Source organism: Erysipelothrix sp. P66 (assembly GCF_038682365.1).
GTDB classification, from domain to species: domain Bacteria; phylum Bacillota_I; class Bacilli_A; order Erysipelotrichales; family Erysipelotrichaceae; genus Erysipelothrix; species Erysipelothrix piscisicarius.
In genome coordinates, this window is record NZ_CP152290.1 from 736873 (window position 1) to 753685 (window position 16813).

Genomic DNA, 16813 nt, shown 5'->3' on the forward strand with positions numbered 1-16813 from the left:
AAAGGAGAACCTATGAAACTATCAAAATTAGAAACAAATGAACTTGTACAATTAATCCAAAATGCCCCTAAAGAAGCAAAAGGGCAAGTAATTATCGAGTCAGTCCAAAAACTATTGGATGACAAACTTGAATCGATTGTTAATGAATATCAAAGTATGGCAAAAGAAGTATCTGCGAATAATCATCTCTTTGACAAATATGGCTTGCGTAATCTATCAGCAGAAGAACATGGATTTTATGAGTTAATTACAGATCCAATGCAAGCAAGTCATGGCTTCACAAAAGGAAAGCAAGAAGATTTAATTCCGACATCAATTACAAATTATGTCTTTGAAGATTTAAAACAATCACGTCCTTTATTCCAATATATTGATTGGTCACCAGCAGGTGTTAAAAAGTGGATTTTAGCAGAGAAAGTCGGCAAAGCTGCTTGGGGTGCACTGGATGAAACAATCACTAAAGAAATTACTGCACAACTCGAAATCATTGATTTTGAAATCCATAAATTAGCGGCATTTTCACTCATTCCTTTAGGGATTATCGAACTTGGACATGAATGGGTTGATAAGTATGTTCGTGAAGTCTTATTAGAGGTTAATGAAGAAGGACTAGAAGAAGGAATTATTGCAGGAAACGGGAAGAATGCGCCGGTAGGAATGATTAAAAATTTGAAAGGAAATGTACAAAGTGGTGTATATCCTGATGCCGATGCTATAGAAATCAAATCATTTTCAGCTGAGGCTCTTGCACCCCACCTTGCAACGTTAAGTGATGATGGAAAACGTACACTTTCCAAATTAGTTTTAATAGTTAATCCAAGTGATTATTTTACAAAAGTACTACCAGCGACAACTTATTTATCAGCAATTGGAGAGTATCGACAAGTGCTTCCGTTTAATATTGAAATTGTCCAAGCAACTTCAGTGCCACAAAACAAAGCAATCTTATATGTTCCAATGGGATATAGCGCAGGTATTAGCCGCATGGGTCTGTATGAATCGGATGAATTTAAATTCTTAGATCATGTTCGTGCTTTTAAAGTTGTTACCTACGGTAATGGACGTCTCAAAAAGCAAAACATGACCGTCTTATTAAATATCACAACACTAGCGCCCCTTGCTTTTAATGTTAAAGACTTAGGTGTGGGGGCCTAAGTCTTGTTAGAAAGGAACAATCATGAAATACATAGTAATCAAGCGTTGGCACGATCTACAGGATAATAACTACCAATATGAGGTGGGTGATATCTATCCACGCGAAGGATTGGAGCCATCCGAAAACCGCATCTTAGAATTAAGTTCTTCAAATAATATTCCTGGTATTCCATTAATTAAACCGATGAATATTCCTGATTCCGAGGACAGTGTTTTAAAGAACGAATCTGATGAAGAACTTGAAAATGATAATTTAGAGAAGGTGCTCGATGAAGAAACTGATGGAAATAACACCCACATTGATGATTCCAGTTCGATTCAAAATAACAGTCGTAAAACTAAAAAGAAGGTAACTAACACATGAATTTAGTATCAGAAATTCGCTTTGAACAAGGAATTTCTCCGTTTTTTTCTGATGAACTGCTAGAAACATACATTAAAGAAGGTAAAGCAGATATTAACGCGATTGCAGGATGTATCATTGATTACGATCGTGATTTAAAGGCGCGTGTACTCCTTAAAAATTATGTGCTTTACCGTAGATTTTCAAGACTTGCGGAATTTAAGGAGGTGTATGCGGGTGATTACACCAATCTCCAAATTCGCTACTACAATTCCAACTTATAACAGTGGTGGCGCCCATCTTTTCAAAATTAATCAAACAGAAGGTCACTTTCCGGAAGAATACTTGGAAGATTGTCAAAAGAAAGTAGCTTTTCGTCTTTTATCGGTAACTGACAGACTCAGATATGAATTTGAAGCACGTGAACTTAATATCAGCTTAAAAATTAATATTCCGCAGATTCTCGAACTAACAAGTTTGCATGTATTAAAAATAAACGAGTCATATCATAAAATATACAATGTGTATCATTACACAGATCGCTATGGCTTTCCGCAAACGGATTTGACACTTGTTCACTATGAAAATCCCAAAATTGAGGAGGTTTAAGACTGTGCTAACTAAAGAAAAACTTAAGGAACTTTTAGATTCTTTAAAAATTTGTGTTAATGAAGGTATTCAAAATGATCGGAATGCTAAGTTATTTCCTCGTCTTGTTTATTTTGAAAATGAATGGAGTTCTGTTTTATCAAGTGGTGATGAATATCAAAGCACTGTAACGTATCAGGTATCTTTTTTTTCGAAAACACCACGCCACGCTAAATTGCTTGAGTTAAAAAACAAGTTGGCTGATGAAGGACTTTATATTCCAATTTTTCATGAATATATTGAGTCAGAACAAATGATTCATTCAACATTTGTTGTCACTGTGTTTGAGGATTTATAATGCATCTCATTGATGAACCTGAAAATTTACGAATTGGATTTGATGCACTCGAAAAAGAACTCAAATTACTAATATATAATGTAGAACATATTCAAGATGTGTTAGTAGATGCAGCAGAAGCATATGTCAATGATTTAAAAAGACTTCCGAAACCTTATTCGAAAATTCGATCATCACAACACAAACACATGCTAGATGAGATGGCGTATCGTCGTGCGAAGCATGGAGAAGTTGAAGTTGGATCAGGAGTATACTGGTTGCGATTTGTTGAGTTCGGAACACGTGCTTCATCAAAACGTCGATGGGGAACACCACGCCAACCATTCTTGGGTCCAACGTACGCATTAAATCAGAGTAAGTATACAAAAATTATGATAGAAAAACTCAAACTAGAGTTATAGAAAGGAAAGTTATGGAAACAAAAAAACCGTTTTTAAAACTAACAGTTGGTGCACAATATATTGCAATTAATACACCTAATGCACAAGGTGAATATGATCCCGCAAAGTTTTCGCCAACGATTAAGCAAGAAACCGTTAAAACCCTGGGTACTACAGAGAATTCAGAGAGTAGTAACGTACGTTCTTCAGGTATTTTATATGAAACAATATCTCAAACTTCGTCAGTTGAACTCGCGCTTGATGTTGTTGCATTTGATGTTGAAACGCTCGCAAAGCTACGTGGTGATGTTATTGATGAAAGTGGGCTTATTTCAAGTGGACGAGCTTCAAAACGCCCCTATTTTGCTTTTGGATATGTAGAACGTAAGTTGGGTGGAGTTCGTTATGTGTGGTATCCGAAGTGTCAACTTGTTGAAAATAGCGATGATATTAAAACAAGTGAAGAAAAATTTAGCGAACAAAATTCATCCATCAAAATTCGGGCATATAGTTTTAATGAGATGAATGATGTTAAAAACTATATTGATAGTGAAATTTCATCGTTTCCAAAGGGCATCACGGAAGATAAGTTTTTTGAAAAACCAATTTTAACAAAAGAGCAATTAAAACAAGTAAGCGTAGGGGGATAAGCCCCCTTTTTTATGGAAAGGAGTAGACCATGATTTTAACATTGAAAAATGGAACCAATATTAAGCTCGAGTGGAATTATCTTGTTCTTGAATATTTGGAAGAGCGTGAAGGGTCGATTGAGTTATTACAAGACCGTATTAATGAATTAAATACACGAAGTCAAGTTCGGTTGTCTAATTCATTTGTTTACGCAGTTATTCAAGCAAATCATGATGATGTATTAACCTATAAACAAGCAATTCGCCTTGTGAATCCCAATGATTATGCAAAAGTATTTAATTTTATTAAAAAGCAACTCGAAATTCAAAAAGCATATAAAAAAAAAGAAACATCCAAGAAATCTGGAAACCGCAGTCAGAAAAGGAAGCGACGATAGATTGGGCGCAACTCAAGTTTACTGCGCTCAAAGTCGGTTTAAGCGAAAAAGAGTTGATGCACATGAATCCAATTGAGTTTAATGAAATTGTTCGATTGTACCTAGAATTGGAGCGACAATAATATGGCAAATGATTTAAAAAGGGTAGGTTTAGTCTTTAAAGCAGACGGTGCCGTCGATTTCATTAAAACAAACCAATCTGTAAATGCGGTTTTACGTGAAAATTACCAACAATTTAAGTTGGTTCAAACTCAGTGGACGGAATCTACTAAGACAAGTGAAAAACTTGCAGATAAACTTAATTATTTAAGAAATGCCTATGATATCCAAGCGGATAAGGTTCGTTTACTCAAAACCGAATTAAATGAACTTCAAAAAGATGAATCTGCATCCACTACAGAAATTGACAAAAAGAAAGCATCCTTAAAACAGGCGGAAGCGGAACTATCACGCTACGGAAGTCAGGTTGAAAAAACAGCTTCAAAAATCAATTCGGGAACGGCTGATTTGGAAGACTTTTCAAAAAAACTCGACAAAACATCAGATGATCTTAAAAGTGCAGGAAAAAAAATGTCCGTGTTCACTGGTGCATACACGGCAGCAACTGGTCTTGCGATTAAAAGTTCAGTAGATTTTGAAAGTTCCATTGCAGGGGTTGCTAAAACTTTTCCAGGAACTCAGGAACAATTACATAAAACTACGAATGAAATTCGAAAGATGGCCAAAGAAATACCGGCTTCTACACAAGAAATTAGTGCTGTTGCAGAAGCTGCGGGTCAGCTTGGGATTGAGTCGGAACATATTGTTCAATTTACACGCACCATGATTGATCTTGGTGAGGCGACCAATCTCAGTGCAGAAGAAGGGGCAACCACGCTTGCAAAATTCGCCAACATAACAAAGATGAGTGGCGAAGATTTTACTCGTCTAGGGTCGGTTATTGTTGCTTTAGGGAATAACTTTGCGACAACCGAAGCCGATATTGCTAACATGGCCATGAATTTAGGTGCCGCAGGAGCGCAAGTAGGAATGAGCCAGAGTAATATTCTAGCGCTTTCGACAGCATTATCGAGTGTTGGTCTTGAAGCGCAAGCAGGAGGGACCGCATTCAGTAAGGTAATGGTTCAAATGCAATTGGCGGTTGAAGAAGGTGGCCACGAATTAAGCCAGTTCGCCCACATTGCAGGGATGACTTCGGATGAATTTTCAAAAGCTTTTAAAGAAGATGCTTCGCAAGCCTTGTTGAGTTTTATTAAAGGATTATCCGAGGCTACCGAACAAGGTGATTCCGCGATTAAAATTCTTGATGATATGGGAATCAAAGAAACAAGACTTCGTGACGCTCTTTTGCGTTCAGCAAATGCAAGTGAGATTTTCAGCGATGCAATTGAATTAGGAAATGTGGCGTGGGAAGAAAATACTGCATTAACGAACGAAGCGTCCACACGATATGAAACGACCGAATCACAGATGAAAATTTTAAAAAATGTTACTAACGATTTAGCCATTAGTTTTGGTGATTTGCTCCTTCCATCGGTTCAAGGATTCGTGGGTGGGCTTAAAAATACCGTTGAATGGTTAAATGGCCTATCAGAACCTGTGAAAGCAACTATTTTAATAAGTGGTGGTCTTGTAGCTGCGATAGGTCCGCTATTACTTATCTTTGGAACACTCGCTGGAGCAGCTTCCAATCTCATTACTTTGTTTACAACAACACTTGTACCGATGTTTGGAACAGTAGGTGCTGCAGTTAGTGGTTTAATCCTTCCGATAACAGCCATCATAGCCGTCATTGCGGCATTTACTGCCGCGACTTTAGAATTATGGAACACCAATGATACCTTTAGAAGCAATGTGAGCGAAGCATGGCAAGGAATTAGTGAGTTACTATATCAAGTTTATAAAGAGATCATCGAGCCTATCTTTGAAGTGTTTAAAGATGCACTTAATACATTATGGGACGAAGCAATTCAACCCTTGTGGGACCATTGGGTTGAATTTATCGGTGTGATTTCTAATGAGTTATTAAATTTATGGTCGTCAATCCAACCTTTTGTTGCGTGGTTTGTTGAAAGTTTTGGATCACTATTAGTGGCAAATGTAACAATATTTGTGAACGCAATTAAGGGCGGTGTCTCAATCATCATCGATATTATTAAAATCATGCTAAGTAGTTTTGAAAGTATTGCCAAAGGGGTAATTCGTGTATTTAAAGGTATTGTTGATTTTGTTGCAGGTGTCTTTACTCAAGATTGGTCTCGTGCTTGGAATGGTATTAAACTGATTGTAGATGGTGTTGCCAATATTCTTTATGGCATTGTAAAGGCACCGATTAATTTGATTATTGCAGGTATTAACACACTCATTGAAGGACTCAATGTTTTTATCTCAGGCATCAATCAAATTAAAATTCCTAGTTGGGTTCCCGGTGTTGGCGGAATGGGCTTTGATATCGGATATATTGGGAAAATGACATACCTTGCCACTGGTGGTGATTTGCTTACTGGGTCGGCTATTGTTGGTGAAGCGGGTCCTGAGTTATTAAGACATGAAAATGGCCGTACATCTGTTGTTCCATTGACACGAAGCGGCGGATCCAATCAAACGCCATTGATTGATTATGATAAATTGGCCCGAGTCTTAAAACGTGTACTATCGGGACTTAAATTAGAGTTGGATGATGAAGGGTTTGTGCGCCTCATCGACCGTCGATTATTAGAGGTGATGTCATGATGAAATTTAATAATTTAACAGAAAAAGAACTCGGTATCTTAATTGAAGAACCTACTAAAATATTGGGTCGGGCTCCCTTACGCTTTGAACAAATCGATATTGAAGGAAAGGATGGTAGTGAGCGGATACCACTTGGTTACAGTTCGTTACCAATTTCTTTAGAGGTTCAAATTATCGATCCAAGCAAAACAGATCGCCTCCTTGCTACCTTAGTAGAAAAGATTAAAGTGGAGTATCAAGGACGTTATACCTTTGCAGATATTTATGACGCGTTGAACATTGAGCGGTTTGTGACGATGCAGCGATTTACGTTGTCACTTGAACGTGAACCATTTTGGTATGTGGATGATCGTTACACTACAAATAGCACCAATATCGGGACAGTTTTTTCAAGACCGCTAATTCGATTAACAAAGGTACAAAGCAGTGATGTCGAAATCAGTATTAATGGAATTCGGCTCGGTTATCGATTTGGTGATCAAGAGCATGAAGTAATCATTGATTGTAATCGTAAAATATGCACGTATAAAGGCTTGAATCGTAATCGGAATCTTAAAATTGGATGGGATTTCCCCATACTTAAGTCTGGAAACAATGAAGTGCGTTTTCATAAAGGGATGTGCATTGTTGAGTTTAAACGAAAGGATCGTTGGCTATGATTAAAATCTTTAACCCTAACGACGATAATTTTGATTCGAATGGGAATATTTGTATTGATGCTTACAAGTGTGTTGAAACAAAAAAACGGTCACTGAGTGGTTGGTATATCGAAGTAGAATGTGCTTCTCGTTATAAACGGCATATTTTACAAGACTATCTTTGTGTTGTTAAAACGAAGTCAAAACTTAATCCACAAGCTTTTCGTATTTCGAATATAAAATTCACATCACGACGTATTCTTTTTCAAGCTCATCACGTTATGTTTGATGCGCAAAAATATTTTCTACTGGATGTTCGTCCAACAAAGTTGAGTGCAATTGCAGCATTAAACTATTTAAATCAAAATACCCATGAAAAATCTCCATTTAAACTGCTTTCGAACGTTAATGATGTACAAACGGCATACTTTATTCGTAAAACGCTTTTTGAAGCATGGCAAGTTATGGAAGAACGGTGGAACGGTGTATTTGATGCAGATAACTTCACAGTAACTTTTAATCGGAATCAACCGGTAGATAAAGGAGCAACGCTAACTTACGGAAGTGATTTACAAAATGTGGAAGTTTATGAGGATTGGAGCCAAGTTGTTACAACCCTTTATCCAACAGGTCCAAACGGACTCATGTTACCCGAACGGTTTTTGAAGTCTAAGAAACAGTATTCAACACCGTATGTTAAAACGATACAGTTTGAATCGAAACTTGAAGAAGAGAATCCTAAGGAAGAAGCACTGATTGAGGAATTGCGAAATTATGCAATTAAACATCTTACACAACATGCGGTTCCAATGGTAAGCTACACCGTTAAAAGTGATGTAAACCAAGAATTAGACATTGGTGATTTAGTTGTGGTAAAGCATCCGCTTGTTTTTCTCAATACGGAGGTGCAAGAGTACGTATATGATGTATGTTTGAAAAGGGTTAAGTCACTTGTTTTTGGTAATGTCACACGAGATGTAAAACAACGGTTTGAAGCGATTCAGGATCAAATAAAGCAAGCATATACGAAAACATCTGAACTTGAAAAATTAACTCAAGAACAAACGAAAACAATCAACCAACTTAATAAAACCGGAAAAATTTATATTGATGACCATGAAATCTTAGTTCTCGACGCATTACCTAAAGAAAAGGCTAAAAATGTTTGGCGCTTTGGTCTTGGGGGACTAGGTTTTTCAAAAAATGGTAATGAGGGTCCATTCGAATATGCTTTGACACAAGATGGGCGTTTTAACTCTAGTTTTATTGGCGCGAACTCAATCACAGCAAATATGCTTCAAAGTGACATAGGTTCATCGTTAGATCTATTTTCAAATGAAGCGATAACGCTTATTACGCAATCACAGTCTGAACTTCAAGAAGTAGTCGATGAAGCACTGAATAAACGAGATCAATTTCAGGAACAGATACGTCAAGAAACACGTACAATTTACCGACAACTTCAAGATCAATATAATTTTGAAATTGTAAAGCTCATTAATGGTATTGAGGAAATGAAGTCTTGGTTTCGTATCGATGAAAATGGCGCCATCATTGGAAAAAGTGGAAACCCTGTTTCCGTTCATATTGGCCATAATGTCATTGAGTTTATTGAAAATGGTGTAGCGGTTGCGGTTATGGATAATCAAAAATTACGGATTACCAGTGTTATTGCTTTAATGGATATTATTGTTGGAAATCATATTATTATGAAATACCCTCAATCAAAAACCATTACGATTATTAAACCGGTAGAAGGAGAGATGCAGTAATGGCATGGGTGAGAAAAGAAAATCGCGAAATACCAAATTCAGGTGGTGTTTATCTTGAGGTTTGGTATGAAGTCGGGAATCAAAGTATTGAATCGAACTTCACACCGATGCGTTGGGAAATTGGCTTGCGTTCAACCGGTTCGCGATGGAACGCGGATGCAAACTCAAGTCTTAACCAAACGATTTATGGTGAGTCGTATTCAAGTTCCTTTGCCTATGATTTTAGAAATACAGATTACATTGTATTAGATTCTTGGAGTTGGCGTAATGTTGGTCACAATGACAATGGAACCAAGACGGTCTATTATGATATTTCGGTTTCATTAGTCAATCCATTAGGGAATGGATCAGTAAGAGCTCAAGGTAGTGTTGTTTTAAAAACAATTCCACGAAAATCGAGTTTATCATCCTATCCAAGTGTATACTCCATTGGAGATGTCCTGTCGCTTCGTATTGAAGCAAAACACAGTTCATTTAGACATAACGTTTATGTAATGTATGAAAATAGTGATAGCAGTACCGATTATTGGTTGCAACAAAAAAATATTGGCGCAGGACTTGTGACGTTTAATGTTACAGAAAGTCAAAAAAATAGTTTACTCAATCGAATGCCTACCGTCTCAAGTCGCAAGATGTATCTGTGGCTTACAACCCTTAATGCAAGTGGCAATCGTATTGGCTATAACGTCTATACGATAACCGTCAATATTAAAGAAGCAGATAATAAAATTACGGTATCAGGACTTCAACTCAGTGAAGCAAACGCCTTAGTGAAAAATGGATTCCTGCAACACAATTCGCCAATCCGTTATGCGTATAAACCCAATGCACCAACAGGAACAAGTATTAAATCGACTGCAATTCAAATTGAAGGGAAAAACTACTCAAATACCGGTGGTGTTACCAGTGTTCTCTTGAAAGCAGGGTTAAAGCAGAAAGCAATTATAACGGTTGAAACCAAACGAAACCGTAAGGCAAGCTTTGAGTATCTGTATGATGTAAAACCCTATACCTATCCAAGTGTTCAGAATTTAACGCAAACCCGTACCGATTCGGTTGGAAACCCTGCAACACTAGGAACCTACATTCATATTAAAGGTGCACTGAGATTTACCCAACTTGGTTACAATAAACTTCGTGTACGCATTCTTAAAAATAGTGTTTCACATGCAGAAAACACGTATACCCAAAATGGATCACTTGACCGATTGTTGAGTGGTTTTTTAGTACACGAACAATATGCTTTAATCGTTGAACTATTTGATGGCTTAAAAACAGTAACCTATCCGCTATTGATTCCAACATCAAATGTCACGATGAGTTGGAATGAAACAAGTGTTGGGATTGGGATGGTGGTGAATGAATCTGACAAAGACTTGTTGCGTGTTAAGGGAAATATTTATCAAAAAGAAAAAATTCAAGTTCTCGATACAGAAACAGGTCGAAGACGATATCCAATCGGTGTCGGTGTGATAAATTTCAACGACTACTATAACGATGGAGACTATCTCATCAGTTCGAATGCCAATGCATCTAAGTCATACAACGCACCGTGTCCTTATGCAGGAATTTTTAGAGTTCGTACATTAAGAGCAGGACAGTATCCAAATAAAAATGCACCCTGGATGTATGTGATGCAAAGCTATTTTGATTTAAATGGCGTTGAATACCAACGTTCTATGATGACGGATGGTAATGGTGTTTGGAACTACGGTAGATGGCGCACGGTATTATCAGCTGAGGAAGAAAAACTTAATGGAGAGGGTGGCTATATTAAACATCAAAGTGGCCGTTTAGAAGTATGGGGCAGGGTAAGAATCGATATCCAAGCAAAAAATCGAGGATCCGCAGTTGTACGTTTTCCAATTTCATTTATCGATACAAAGTATACGGTAATCACTTCAGTAAATACGACTGCACCGGATGTTCAAGAACACGTTTCATTTGAACCAGATAGTTCGTCACAAATGACCTTATATACATATCGCACGACATCAAACTGGATTTGGGCCCATTACCACGTAATTGGCCGTTGGAAATAGGAGGGAGTTATAATGTTGAACCTAATTAATCAAAAAATTAAAGCGCTTGAAGTGGAACGCAGTCAATATGATTATTCACAAGATGAAATTATTGTGGAGCGTAAAGAACGCGAACACCAACAAGCTTTAAACAAGATGCTTGAAAAGAAAGCACCTTATGATCGCATTACTGAAGAAATTAAACGTCTTGATTCGATTAAAGCGTATCTTGAACAACTTTCAAACGATAAAGGAGTGAAACCACATGAGTGAATTATTAAATGAATTATTAAATCTATTGCATCCAACTTTAATCACAGCTGGAACAATTATTTTAAGTTTTTTAGGGATGAAAATGAAAAAATACTACAATGTTAAGATATCTTTAGAACAACAAAAACAAATTGCGAATATTGCGAAAGCAGCCGTTATGTTTGTGGAGCAAGTAGCGGGAGAACATGTGTTGTCGGATGATAAATTTAGCATGGCAAAACATCGTGCAAAAGTGACCCTCAATCAAGTCGGTATTGATATTACCGATGAGGAATTGACGATGTGGATTGAAGCCTTTGTGGGAGGTTTAAATCATAAAGATGCCTTGCAAATTAGTGAAGGAGGTCATCATGATATTATTTAAAATACGAACCACAGGGAGTGATTTACATCGTCTTCCCGAATACAATTCATACGCGAATGGCACCATGAACCCCTACCATGACGAATTTGCACCATTAAGTGTGCAAGGAACCATGAGTGGTTTAAAGAACAAATATGCGCTTGGGAATTGTACCTGGTATGCTTTTGGACGTATGCTTGAAGTTTTTAAAATTCGTCCAGACTATCCGTGTTGTCGATGGGATGCAAAGCGATGGGGGGACGGTGATGGTGCAGTTCTCAGTGATAAGCCTGAAGTAGGAGGTATTGTTGTCTTCGGTGTACCCGGTGACCTTGATGACTATGGCCATGTCGCTTTTATCGAAAAAATAGAAAATGGTCGTGCATACTTATCGGAGTCTGCTTACAGTGAACGAACCAATGGATTCTTATTCAAATATGGCCGTAGTATCCAGGATGTGGAACATCAATGGGGAATGAAAGTCATTCGTTATCTAGCACCGCTTAAACCTGCAACATCTTATGAAGCACCAGTGCCAAGCAAGAACACTAAAGGAAAATATATTAACCTATTACCGCTTAAAGATTATCCACGATATGGGACTTATGACATGGGTGTGGTGCCGGTTGCACAGAATATTAGTCACTACATTGAAGTGATGGAACTTGAACCCAATACAGGAATTTCCTATGAGATTGTAGACTGGATAAATCCACAGGTAGCATGTATCGAAACACGTGATTTTGGTAAACAACAAATCTTTGTGGATTCAACACGTGCAACGATAACCGACAAACCTGTTGGACGTGTCTATGGAAAGCAATCAAGCAAAGTCACAGACTACACAGGGCAAACCCTTGTCATTTATGACTACGCAGGATACGTACCTCTTTATAATGAAGACTTTACGTATCAATATCCTGATGGATTAAGTGCTCGTAATCGTGAGTTCAAAATCTTACGTCAAATCGCGGATGGTCATTACATCGTCAACATTCCTTATGCTGATCCGCAAATTGTAGGAATTAAGTGGCAATCAGGAATCGGATTTAAAGGATAGATTATGAGCAATACAGAATTTATTGGATTACTCTTTCTAGTAGGAATCCCAACAATCGTATCAATCTTTAAACTTTCCGTGTCGATTGCGAAGTTCACAGTATCCGTTGATAACTTACTTGAATGGCAAAAGTCCAAAGATGATAAAGATGTCGAGCAGGACCGTAGACTGAATGAGCACGAGGGACGTTTAGAAAAGATTGAACGTACGAACTTTATTAAAGATAGAATATAGGCAAAGCCACCTCCCATCTAGAGGTGGCATTTTATGTTTTAATAGGTTATGATTAAAATAAGAATTGGAGGAAGATGTATGCCGTCGTGGAGCGATATTTTCGAAGAGGTAAAAGCCAACGAGAATAACATAGATGTTGTTAGATATAAGTATTTAAAAGAGTATAAAAGAATAACTGGAAGAGAAGTGATTGTGTATTACTCAGCATTCAATTCTAAGAGTGTTCCAAATTTAGATATCAACGATTCTGATATGACAGGAATCACTAATGCCATGAGTGGATTAGATTTCGATAAAGGACTTGATTTAATTTTACATACACCTGGTGGTTCTCCTGCGGCCGCGGAAAGAATAGTTCAATATATTCGCGAGAAATTCAAAGATGATATTAGAGTTATTGTTCCTTCTCAGGCGATGTCTGCTGGGACAATGATAGCATTTTCTGCAAAAGAAATAATTATGACAAAACATGCATGTCTTGGACCAATTGATCCACAATTTAATGGACTAGCAGCGATTGATTTATTAGACACAATTGTCGAAGCAAAACACGAATTGGAAAAATCACCTGAAAAATCTAGTTATTGGTATATTGAACTCCAAAAATACCCTCCAGCGTTTGAGAGATTATTGAGAAAATCTATTGAATTATCGGAACTTTTGGCTAATGATTGGTTAGGAAGTTGCATGTTCGATAAAAAAAATGATCAAGAGGTGATTAGCAATATTGTCAGTGCCTTTAATGAGAATAAGGCATCAAAAATACATGGTCGACCATTTGATTATAAACACTGTTCGGAATGCGGCTTAAAAGTATCATTGGCAGAGAATCACCAAGACTATCAAGAAGCATTACTTTCATTGCATCACTGTTATATACTGTTAATGGATATGACGCCGACTGTCAAAATCATTGAAAATAGTAATAACAAATCGTATCAAATATATGCTAATGCTTCCTAATAGTCTAGATTTGAAATATTTGACAACATACTAATTGGTATATATAATTATAAAAAGGAGAGCTATTATGAAAAACAATATTAATAAAATTAAAGAGAATTTAAAAAATGTAGTAATAGTTAGAGAAAATTCGATTCGAATGTCAAGTCTCTCAATTATACCTAATCCTACTACAGTTGATAATTACGTGATGCCAAGTGCATATAATAATAGTAAAAGTAGCAATACTTTGCTGGGTAATAGTTCATACAATTTTAGTTTAATTAAATAAATAAAAAACACTTCAAGATAAGTGTTTTTTTACATAGTTTTTTTGATTGTGAAAAAGGAGCCTAAAAATGAAATCTATCTTAGCAGAACTTGATAATGAGGATATTTCAATTGAATCAAAGAAAAAAATTGGTAAAGCTTTCAAAGAAGCAAGAATTAATTCTAAGAAATTCACATGTATGTTGTGTGATGAAGAGGTGTCTAGTTTCTGCAATTCACATTCAATACCACAATTTGTTCTGAAATCAATAGCTGATAATGGTAAAATTATAACAACGAACAATTTTATCAAATTTGATTTTTTTGATATTGAAGTAGGTTTGAATAACACAGGTGTTTTTCATAATATATGCAATAAATGTGATAGTACATTTTTTAGAGATTATGAAGACGTTGAGCAAATCAGTAGAGAGATTACTCAGAAAATGATGGCTCAGATTTCTGTGAAAAATATGTTACAAAATTTACATAAAAGAAATGTTGAGAAAAAATTATTCGAACAACATATTTTTCAGTTTGAAGAGCATGGTCCAATCGTATCTATAATCAATAAATTGAAAGAAATTGAACTTGATTTACATGAAATTAATAATGATTTTGTTAGATCTAAAAAAGCTGTTGAACAAAATTCACCTAGATTCACAAAAATATATGAAACTAGACTTCCTTATGTCGTGCCGATTGCTTCTCAAGTTTCAGTAGCTTTAGTTTTTGACTTAGATGGTAAGATTATCAATGATGTATTTAGTCATGATCCTAGTACTATGATGAAGAGCATTCAAATTGCGGTTTATCCACAAGATAATTATTCTATAATTCTATTATTTATTGAGAATATAAATAGATTTAGATATAAAAGCTTTCTTAATCAATTTCAGAAATATTCAAATGAAGAGAAATTACATCTAATTTCAAATATTCTAATTACTTATGTAGAAGACGTTTATTTCAGTCCGAAAATAGAGTCATCTTTATTAAAAAATGAATACTTAAAAAAAATGGCACGTACTTCGACGGACATTATATCCAACTCCATAATTATCCCGGACAGAGAATTTTATAATGATTTATATCAAATGTTTAGTATTATTAGCAATTTTAATACACCAAATCTTTTATCGGAGAAGTATTCTATATATAGATAAATAAAGTAATATCAATCATTAAATATAGTATCATCTAGCATGAAATTGTAGTGGTCAAGCGTTTTTGTGTAGTGGTCAAGCGTTTTTGGAACACTAGTGTATAAATAGACCTAAGTGTTTCTAATTTCGTTTGGGGTTTTATAGCCGTTTGATGCATGCGGCCTCACTTGGTTATACCACCCAAATACATATTCTGATATTGCGGTTTCAAGTTGTTTGTTATTATTAAATCGGAATCGATTGATGAGTTCAAACTTCATGGTTCTAAAGAACCGTTCCATCACTGCGTTATCGTAGGGACATCCTGCTTTACTCATACTTTGCTTGATATTGTTTTTTAGACAATATTCTGTGAAATCATACGATGCGAATTGGCTACCCTGGTCGCTGTGGAGGATTAAGTCTTTTGGACGTTCTTTCTGTGATGACAGTGCTGTCTCTAAAGTCTCTTTCGCAAGGCCACTTGTCATCGTTCGACCTGTTTTAGTAGCGACAATACTCCGGTCCGAAAGGTCTAAAATACTACAGTTGTATTGGAATTTGCCATCCCATCCTTTGATATAAGTAAAGTCCGTACACCAAACTGTGTTCTTTTCTCCAATATCAAAGTCTTGCGATAAGTGATTGGGGAATATCTCATGCTTCGTTCCTTCAACGTATCGTGGGCGCTTCTTAGCGGGGATACAGTAGAGTTGTAGCTCTTTATTCATATATTTATGAACGGTAGTCTTACTGACCTTAATGTCATCACGAGCTAAGAATATGACCATTCCACGATGACCTACAATGCCGCCTGTGGAATGAAAGATATCTTTGATTTTATTTTTGATGGCTTGCTTGGTTTGATGATATACCCGTTTTGTATTTCTGAGATAGTTATAATAGCCGTTGGCATAAACACCACATCGTTTTAATAACCAACGTAAGCCGAAGTGGTTCTTATGCTGATCAATAAATTTATAGATTACTTGCCTGTTTCCTTCGCGAAGAATGCTGCTGCCTTTTTTAGAAAGTCATTTTCCTTTTCGGCTTCAGCGAGTTTTTGTTTGAGTTTACGATTCTCTTCCATTAACTCTAGTTCACTCATTGCTTCAGATGTTGCTTGGCATTCTTTGCGGTAATCACGAATCCAGTTATTAATGGACGCGGTTGATACACCATATTCAGAGGCAAGGCTTGCAATGGTACGTCCATCTTGGATATTAGCTGTAACGATTTTCTTCTTCATTTCTGTACTGTAACGTTTCATATGTTTTCTCCTGATTCTTCCATTGTACTGGATTATACACAGGTGTTACAAATTCACTATACCATTACAAGGTTCATTTATATTAATATTTTAGGTTAAGTTCATACAATTTAAATAGTTTAAGTCGATATACAATGAGAACTTAATAGTCAAGTTTTCTATGGGGATACTGTGGGGATACATTTTAAAAATATTAAAAATTACAGAAGAAGTAAAAACCACTAAATAGAGGCTTCGACATACATTTAAACACTCATAAAA

General features: G+C 36.3%; 20 protein-coding genes. 19 read left to right on the plus strand and 1 reads right to left on the minus strand.

The window, feature by feature from the left end; genetic code table 11:
• Window positions 1-12 precede the first annotated feature (12 nt).
• The 19 genes from AAG186_RS03650 (at window position 13) to AAG186_RS03740 (ending at window position 15303) form a co-directional block, all read left to right on the plus strand.
• Window positions 13-1155 carry a phage major capsid protein gene (locus AAG186_RS03650; RefSeq protein WP_275168789.1) on the plus strand — a complete coding sequence of 381 codons (1143 nt, stop codon included), beginning with the start codon at window positions 13-15 and terminating at the stop codon, window positions 1153-1155.
• A 22-nt stretch (window positions 1156-1177) separates the two neighbouring features.
• Window positions 1178-1519 (plus strand): hypothetical protein, encoded by a 342-nt coding sequence (locus AAG186_RS03655; protein WP_342622022.1) that lies wholly within the window; start codon window positions 1178-1180, stop codon window positions 1517-1519.
• Window positions 1516-1782 carry a hypothetical protein gene (locus AAG186_RS03660; RefSeq protein ID WP_342622023.1) on the plus strand — a complete coding sequence of 89 codons (267 nt, stop codon included), beginning with the start codon at window positions 1516-1518 and terminating at the stop codon, window positions 1780-1782. Before AAG186_RS03655 ends, AAG186_RS03660 begins: the two co-directional genes overlap by 4 nt.
• Complete coding sequence (locus AAG186_RS03665; RefSeq protein ID WP_342622024.1) at window positions 1736-2107, plus strand: hypothetical protein; 372 nt, start codon at window positions 1736-1738, stop codon at window positions 2105-2107. The genes AAG186_RS03660 and AAG186_RS03665 overlap by 47 nt, the downstream gene beginning before the upstream one ends.
• A 4-nt stretch (window positions 2108-2111) precedes the next feature.
• Complete coding sequence (locus AAG186_RS03670; RefSeq protein ID WP_275143768.1) at window positions 2112-2444, plus strand: hypothetical protein; 333 nt, start codon at window positions 2112-2114, stop codon at window positions 2442-2444.
• Window positions 2444-2845 carry an HK97-gp10 family putative phage morphogenesis protein gene (locus AAG186_RS03675; RefSeq protein ID WP_342622025.1) on the plus strand — a complete coding sequence of 134 codons (402 nt, stop codon included), beginning with the start codon at window positions 2444-2446 and terminating at the stop codon, window positions 2843-2845. The genes AAG186_RS03670 and AAG186_RS03675 overlap by 1 nt, the downstream gene beginning before the upstream one ends.
• Window positions 2846-2856: 11 nt before the next feature.
• Entirely contained in the window at window positions 2857-3474 is a 618-nt protein-coding gene (locus AAG186_RS03680; RefSeq protein ID WP_342622026.1) for a major tail protein, read from the plus strand.
• A gap of 29 nt (window positions 3475-3503) precedes the next feature.
• Window positions 3504-3851, plus strand: coding sequence for a hypothetical protein (locus tag AAG186_RS03685; RefSeq protein WP_275141052.1), 348 nt, complete (start codon window positions 3504-3506; stop codon window positions 3849-3851).
• A gap of 123 nt (window positions 3852-3974) precedes the next feature.
• Window positions 3975-6584 carry a phage tail tape measure protein gene (locus tag AAG186_RS03690; protein WP_342622027.1) on the plus strand — a complete coding sequence of 870 codons (2610 nt, stop codon included), beginning with the start codon at window positions 3975-3977 and terminating at the stop codon, window positions 6582-6584.
• Window positions 6581-7243, plus strand: coding sequence for a hypothetical protein (locus tag AAG186_RS03695; protein ID WP_342622028.1), 663 nt, complete (start codon window positions 6581-6583; stop codon window positions 7241-7243). The genes AAG186_RS03690 and AAG186_RS03695 overlap by 4 nt, the downstream gene beginning before the upstream one ends.
• Complete coding sequence (locus tag AAG186_RS03700; RefSeq protein ID WP_342622029.1) at window positions 7240-8994, plus strand: phage tail spike protein; 1755 nt, start codon at window positions 7240-7242, stop codon at window positions 8992-8994. The genes AAG186_RS03695 and AAG186_RS03700 overlap by 4 nt, the downstream gene beginning before the upstream one ends.
• Window positions 8994-11036 (plus strand): hypothetical protein, encoded by a 2043-nt coding sequence (locus tag AAG186_RS03705; protein ID WP_342622030.1) that lies wholly within the window; start codon window positions 8994-8996, stop codon window positions 11034-11036. The genes AAG186_RS03700 and AAG186_RS03705 overlap by 1 nt, the downstream gene beginning before the upstream one ends.
• Before the next feature lie 12 nt (window positions 11037-11048).
• Window positions 11049-11288 carry a hypothetical protein gene (locus AAG186_RS03710; protein ID WP_115354745.1) on the plus strand — a complete coding sequence of 80 codons (240 nt, stop codon included), beginning with the start codon at window positions 11049-11051 and terminating at the stop codon, window positions 11286-11288.
• Window positions 11281-11652: a phage holin family protein gene (locus tag AAG186_RS03715; protein ID WP_342622031.1), complete on the plus strand. Its 372-nt coding sequence runs from the start codon at window positions 11281-11283 to the stop codon at window positions 11650-11652. Before AAG186_RS03710 ends, AAG186_RS03715 begins: the two co-directional genes overlap by 8 nt.
• Complete coding sequence (locus AAG186_RS03720; RefSeq protein ID WP_342622032.1) at window positions 11639-12691, plus strand: CHAP domain-containing protein; 1053 nt, start codon at window positions 11639-11641, stop codon at window positions 12689-12691. The genes AAG186_RS03715 and AAG186_RS03720 overlap by 14 nt, the downstream gene beginning before the upstream one ends.
• Window positions 12692-12694: 3 nt before the next feature.
• Window positions 12695-12925 carry a hypothetical protein gene (locus AAG186_RS03725; RefSeq protein WP_003773244.1) on the plus strand — a complete coding sequence of 77 codons (231 nt, stop codon included), beginning with the start codon at window positions 12695-12697 and terminating at the stop codon, window positions 12923-12925.
• 48 nt (window positions 12926-12973) lie between these two features.
• Window positions 12974-13888, plus strand: a complete 915-nt coding sequence (locus AAG186_RS03730) for a hypothetical protein (protein ID WP_342622033.1) — start codon at window positions 12974-12976, stop codon at window positions 13886-13888.
• Window positions 13889-13955: 67 nt separating this feature from the next.
• Window positions 13956-14159 (plus strand): hypothetical protein, encoded by a 204-nt coding sequence (locus tag AAG186_RS03735; protein ID WP_342622034.1) that lies wholly within the window; start codon window positions 13956-13958, stop codon window positions 14157-14159.
• A gap of 67 nt (window positions 14160-14226) precedes the next feature.
• On the plus strand, window positions 14227-15303 hold the full coding sequence (locus AAG186_RS03740; RefSeq protein WP_342622035.1) for a hypothetical protein: 1077 nt from the start codon (window positions 14227-14229) through the stop codon (window positions 15301-15303).
• A 110-nt stretch (window positions 15304-15413) separates the two neighbouring features.
• Here AAG186_RS03740 and AAG186_RS03745 read toward each other — a convergent pair.
• Window positions 15414-16552 (minus strand): IS3 family transposase gene (locus tag AAG186_RS03745; protein ID WP_342622036.1). Its coding sequence is split into 2 segments (ribosomal slippage): window positions 15414-16310 and window positions 16313-16552, totalling 1137 coding nucleotides; the frame shifts between segments, so codons are not numbered across the junction.
• Window positions 16553-16813 lie beyond the last annotated feature (261 nt).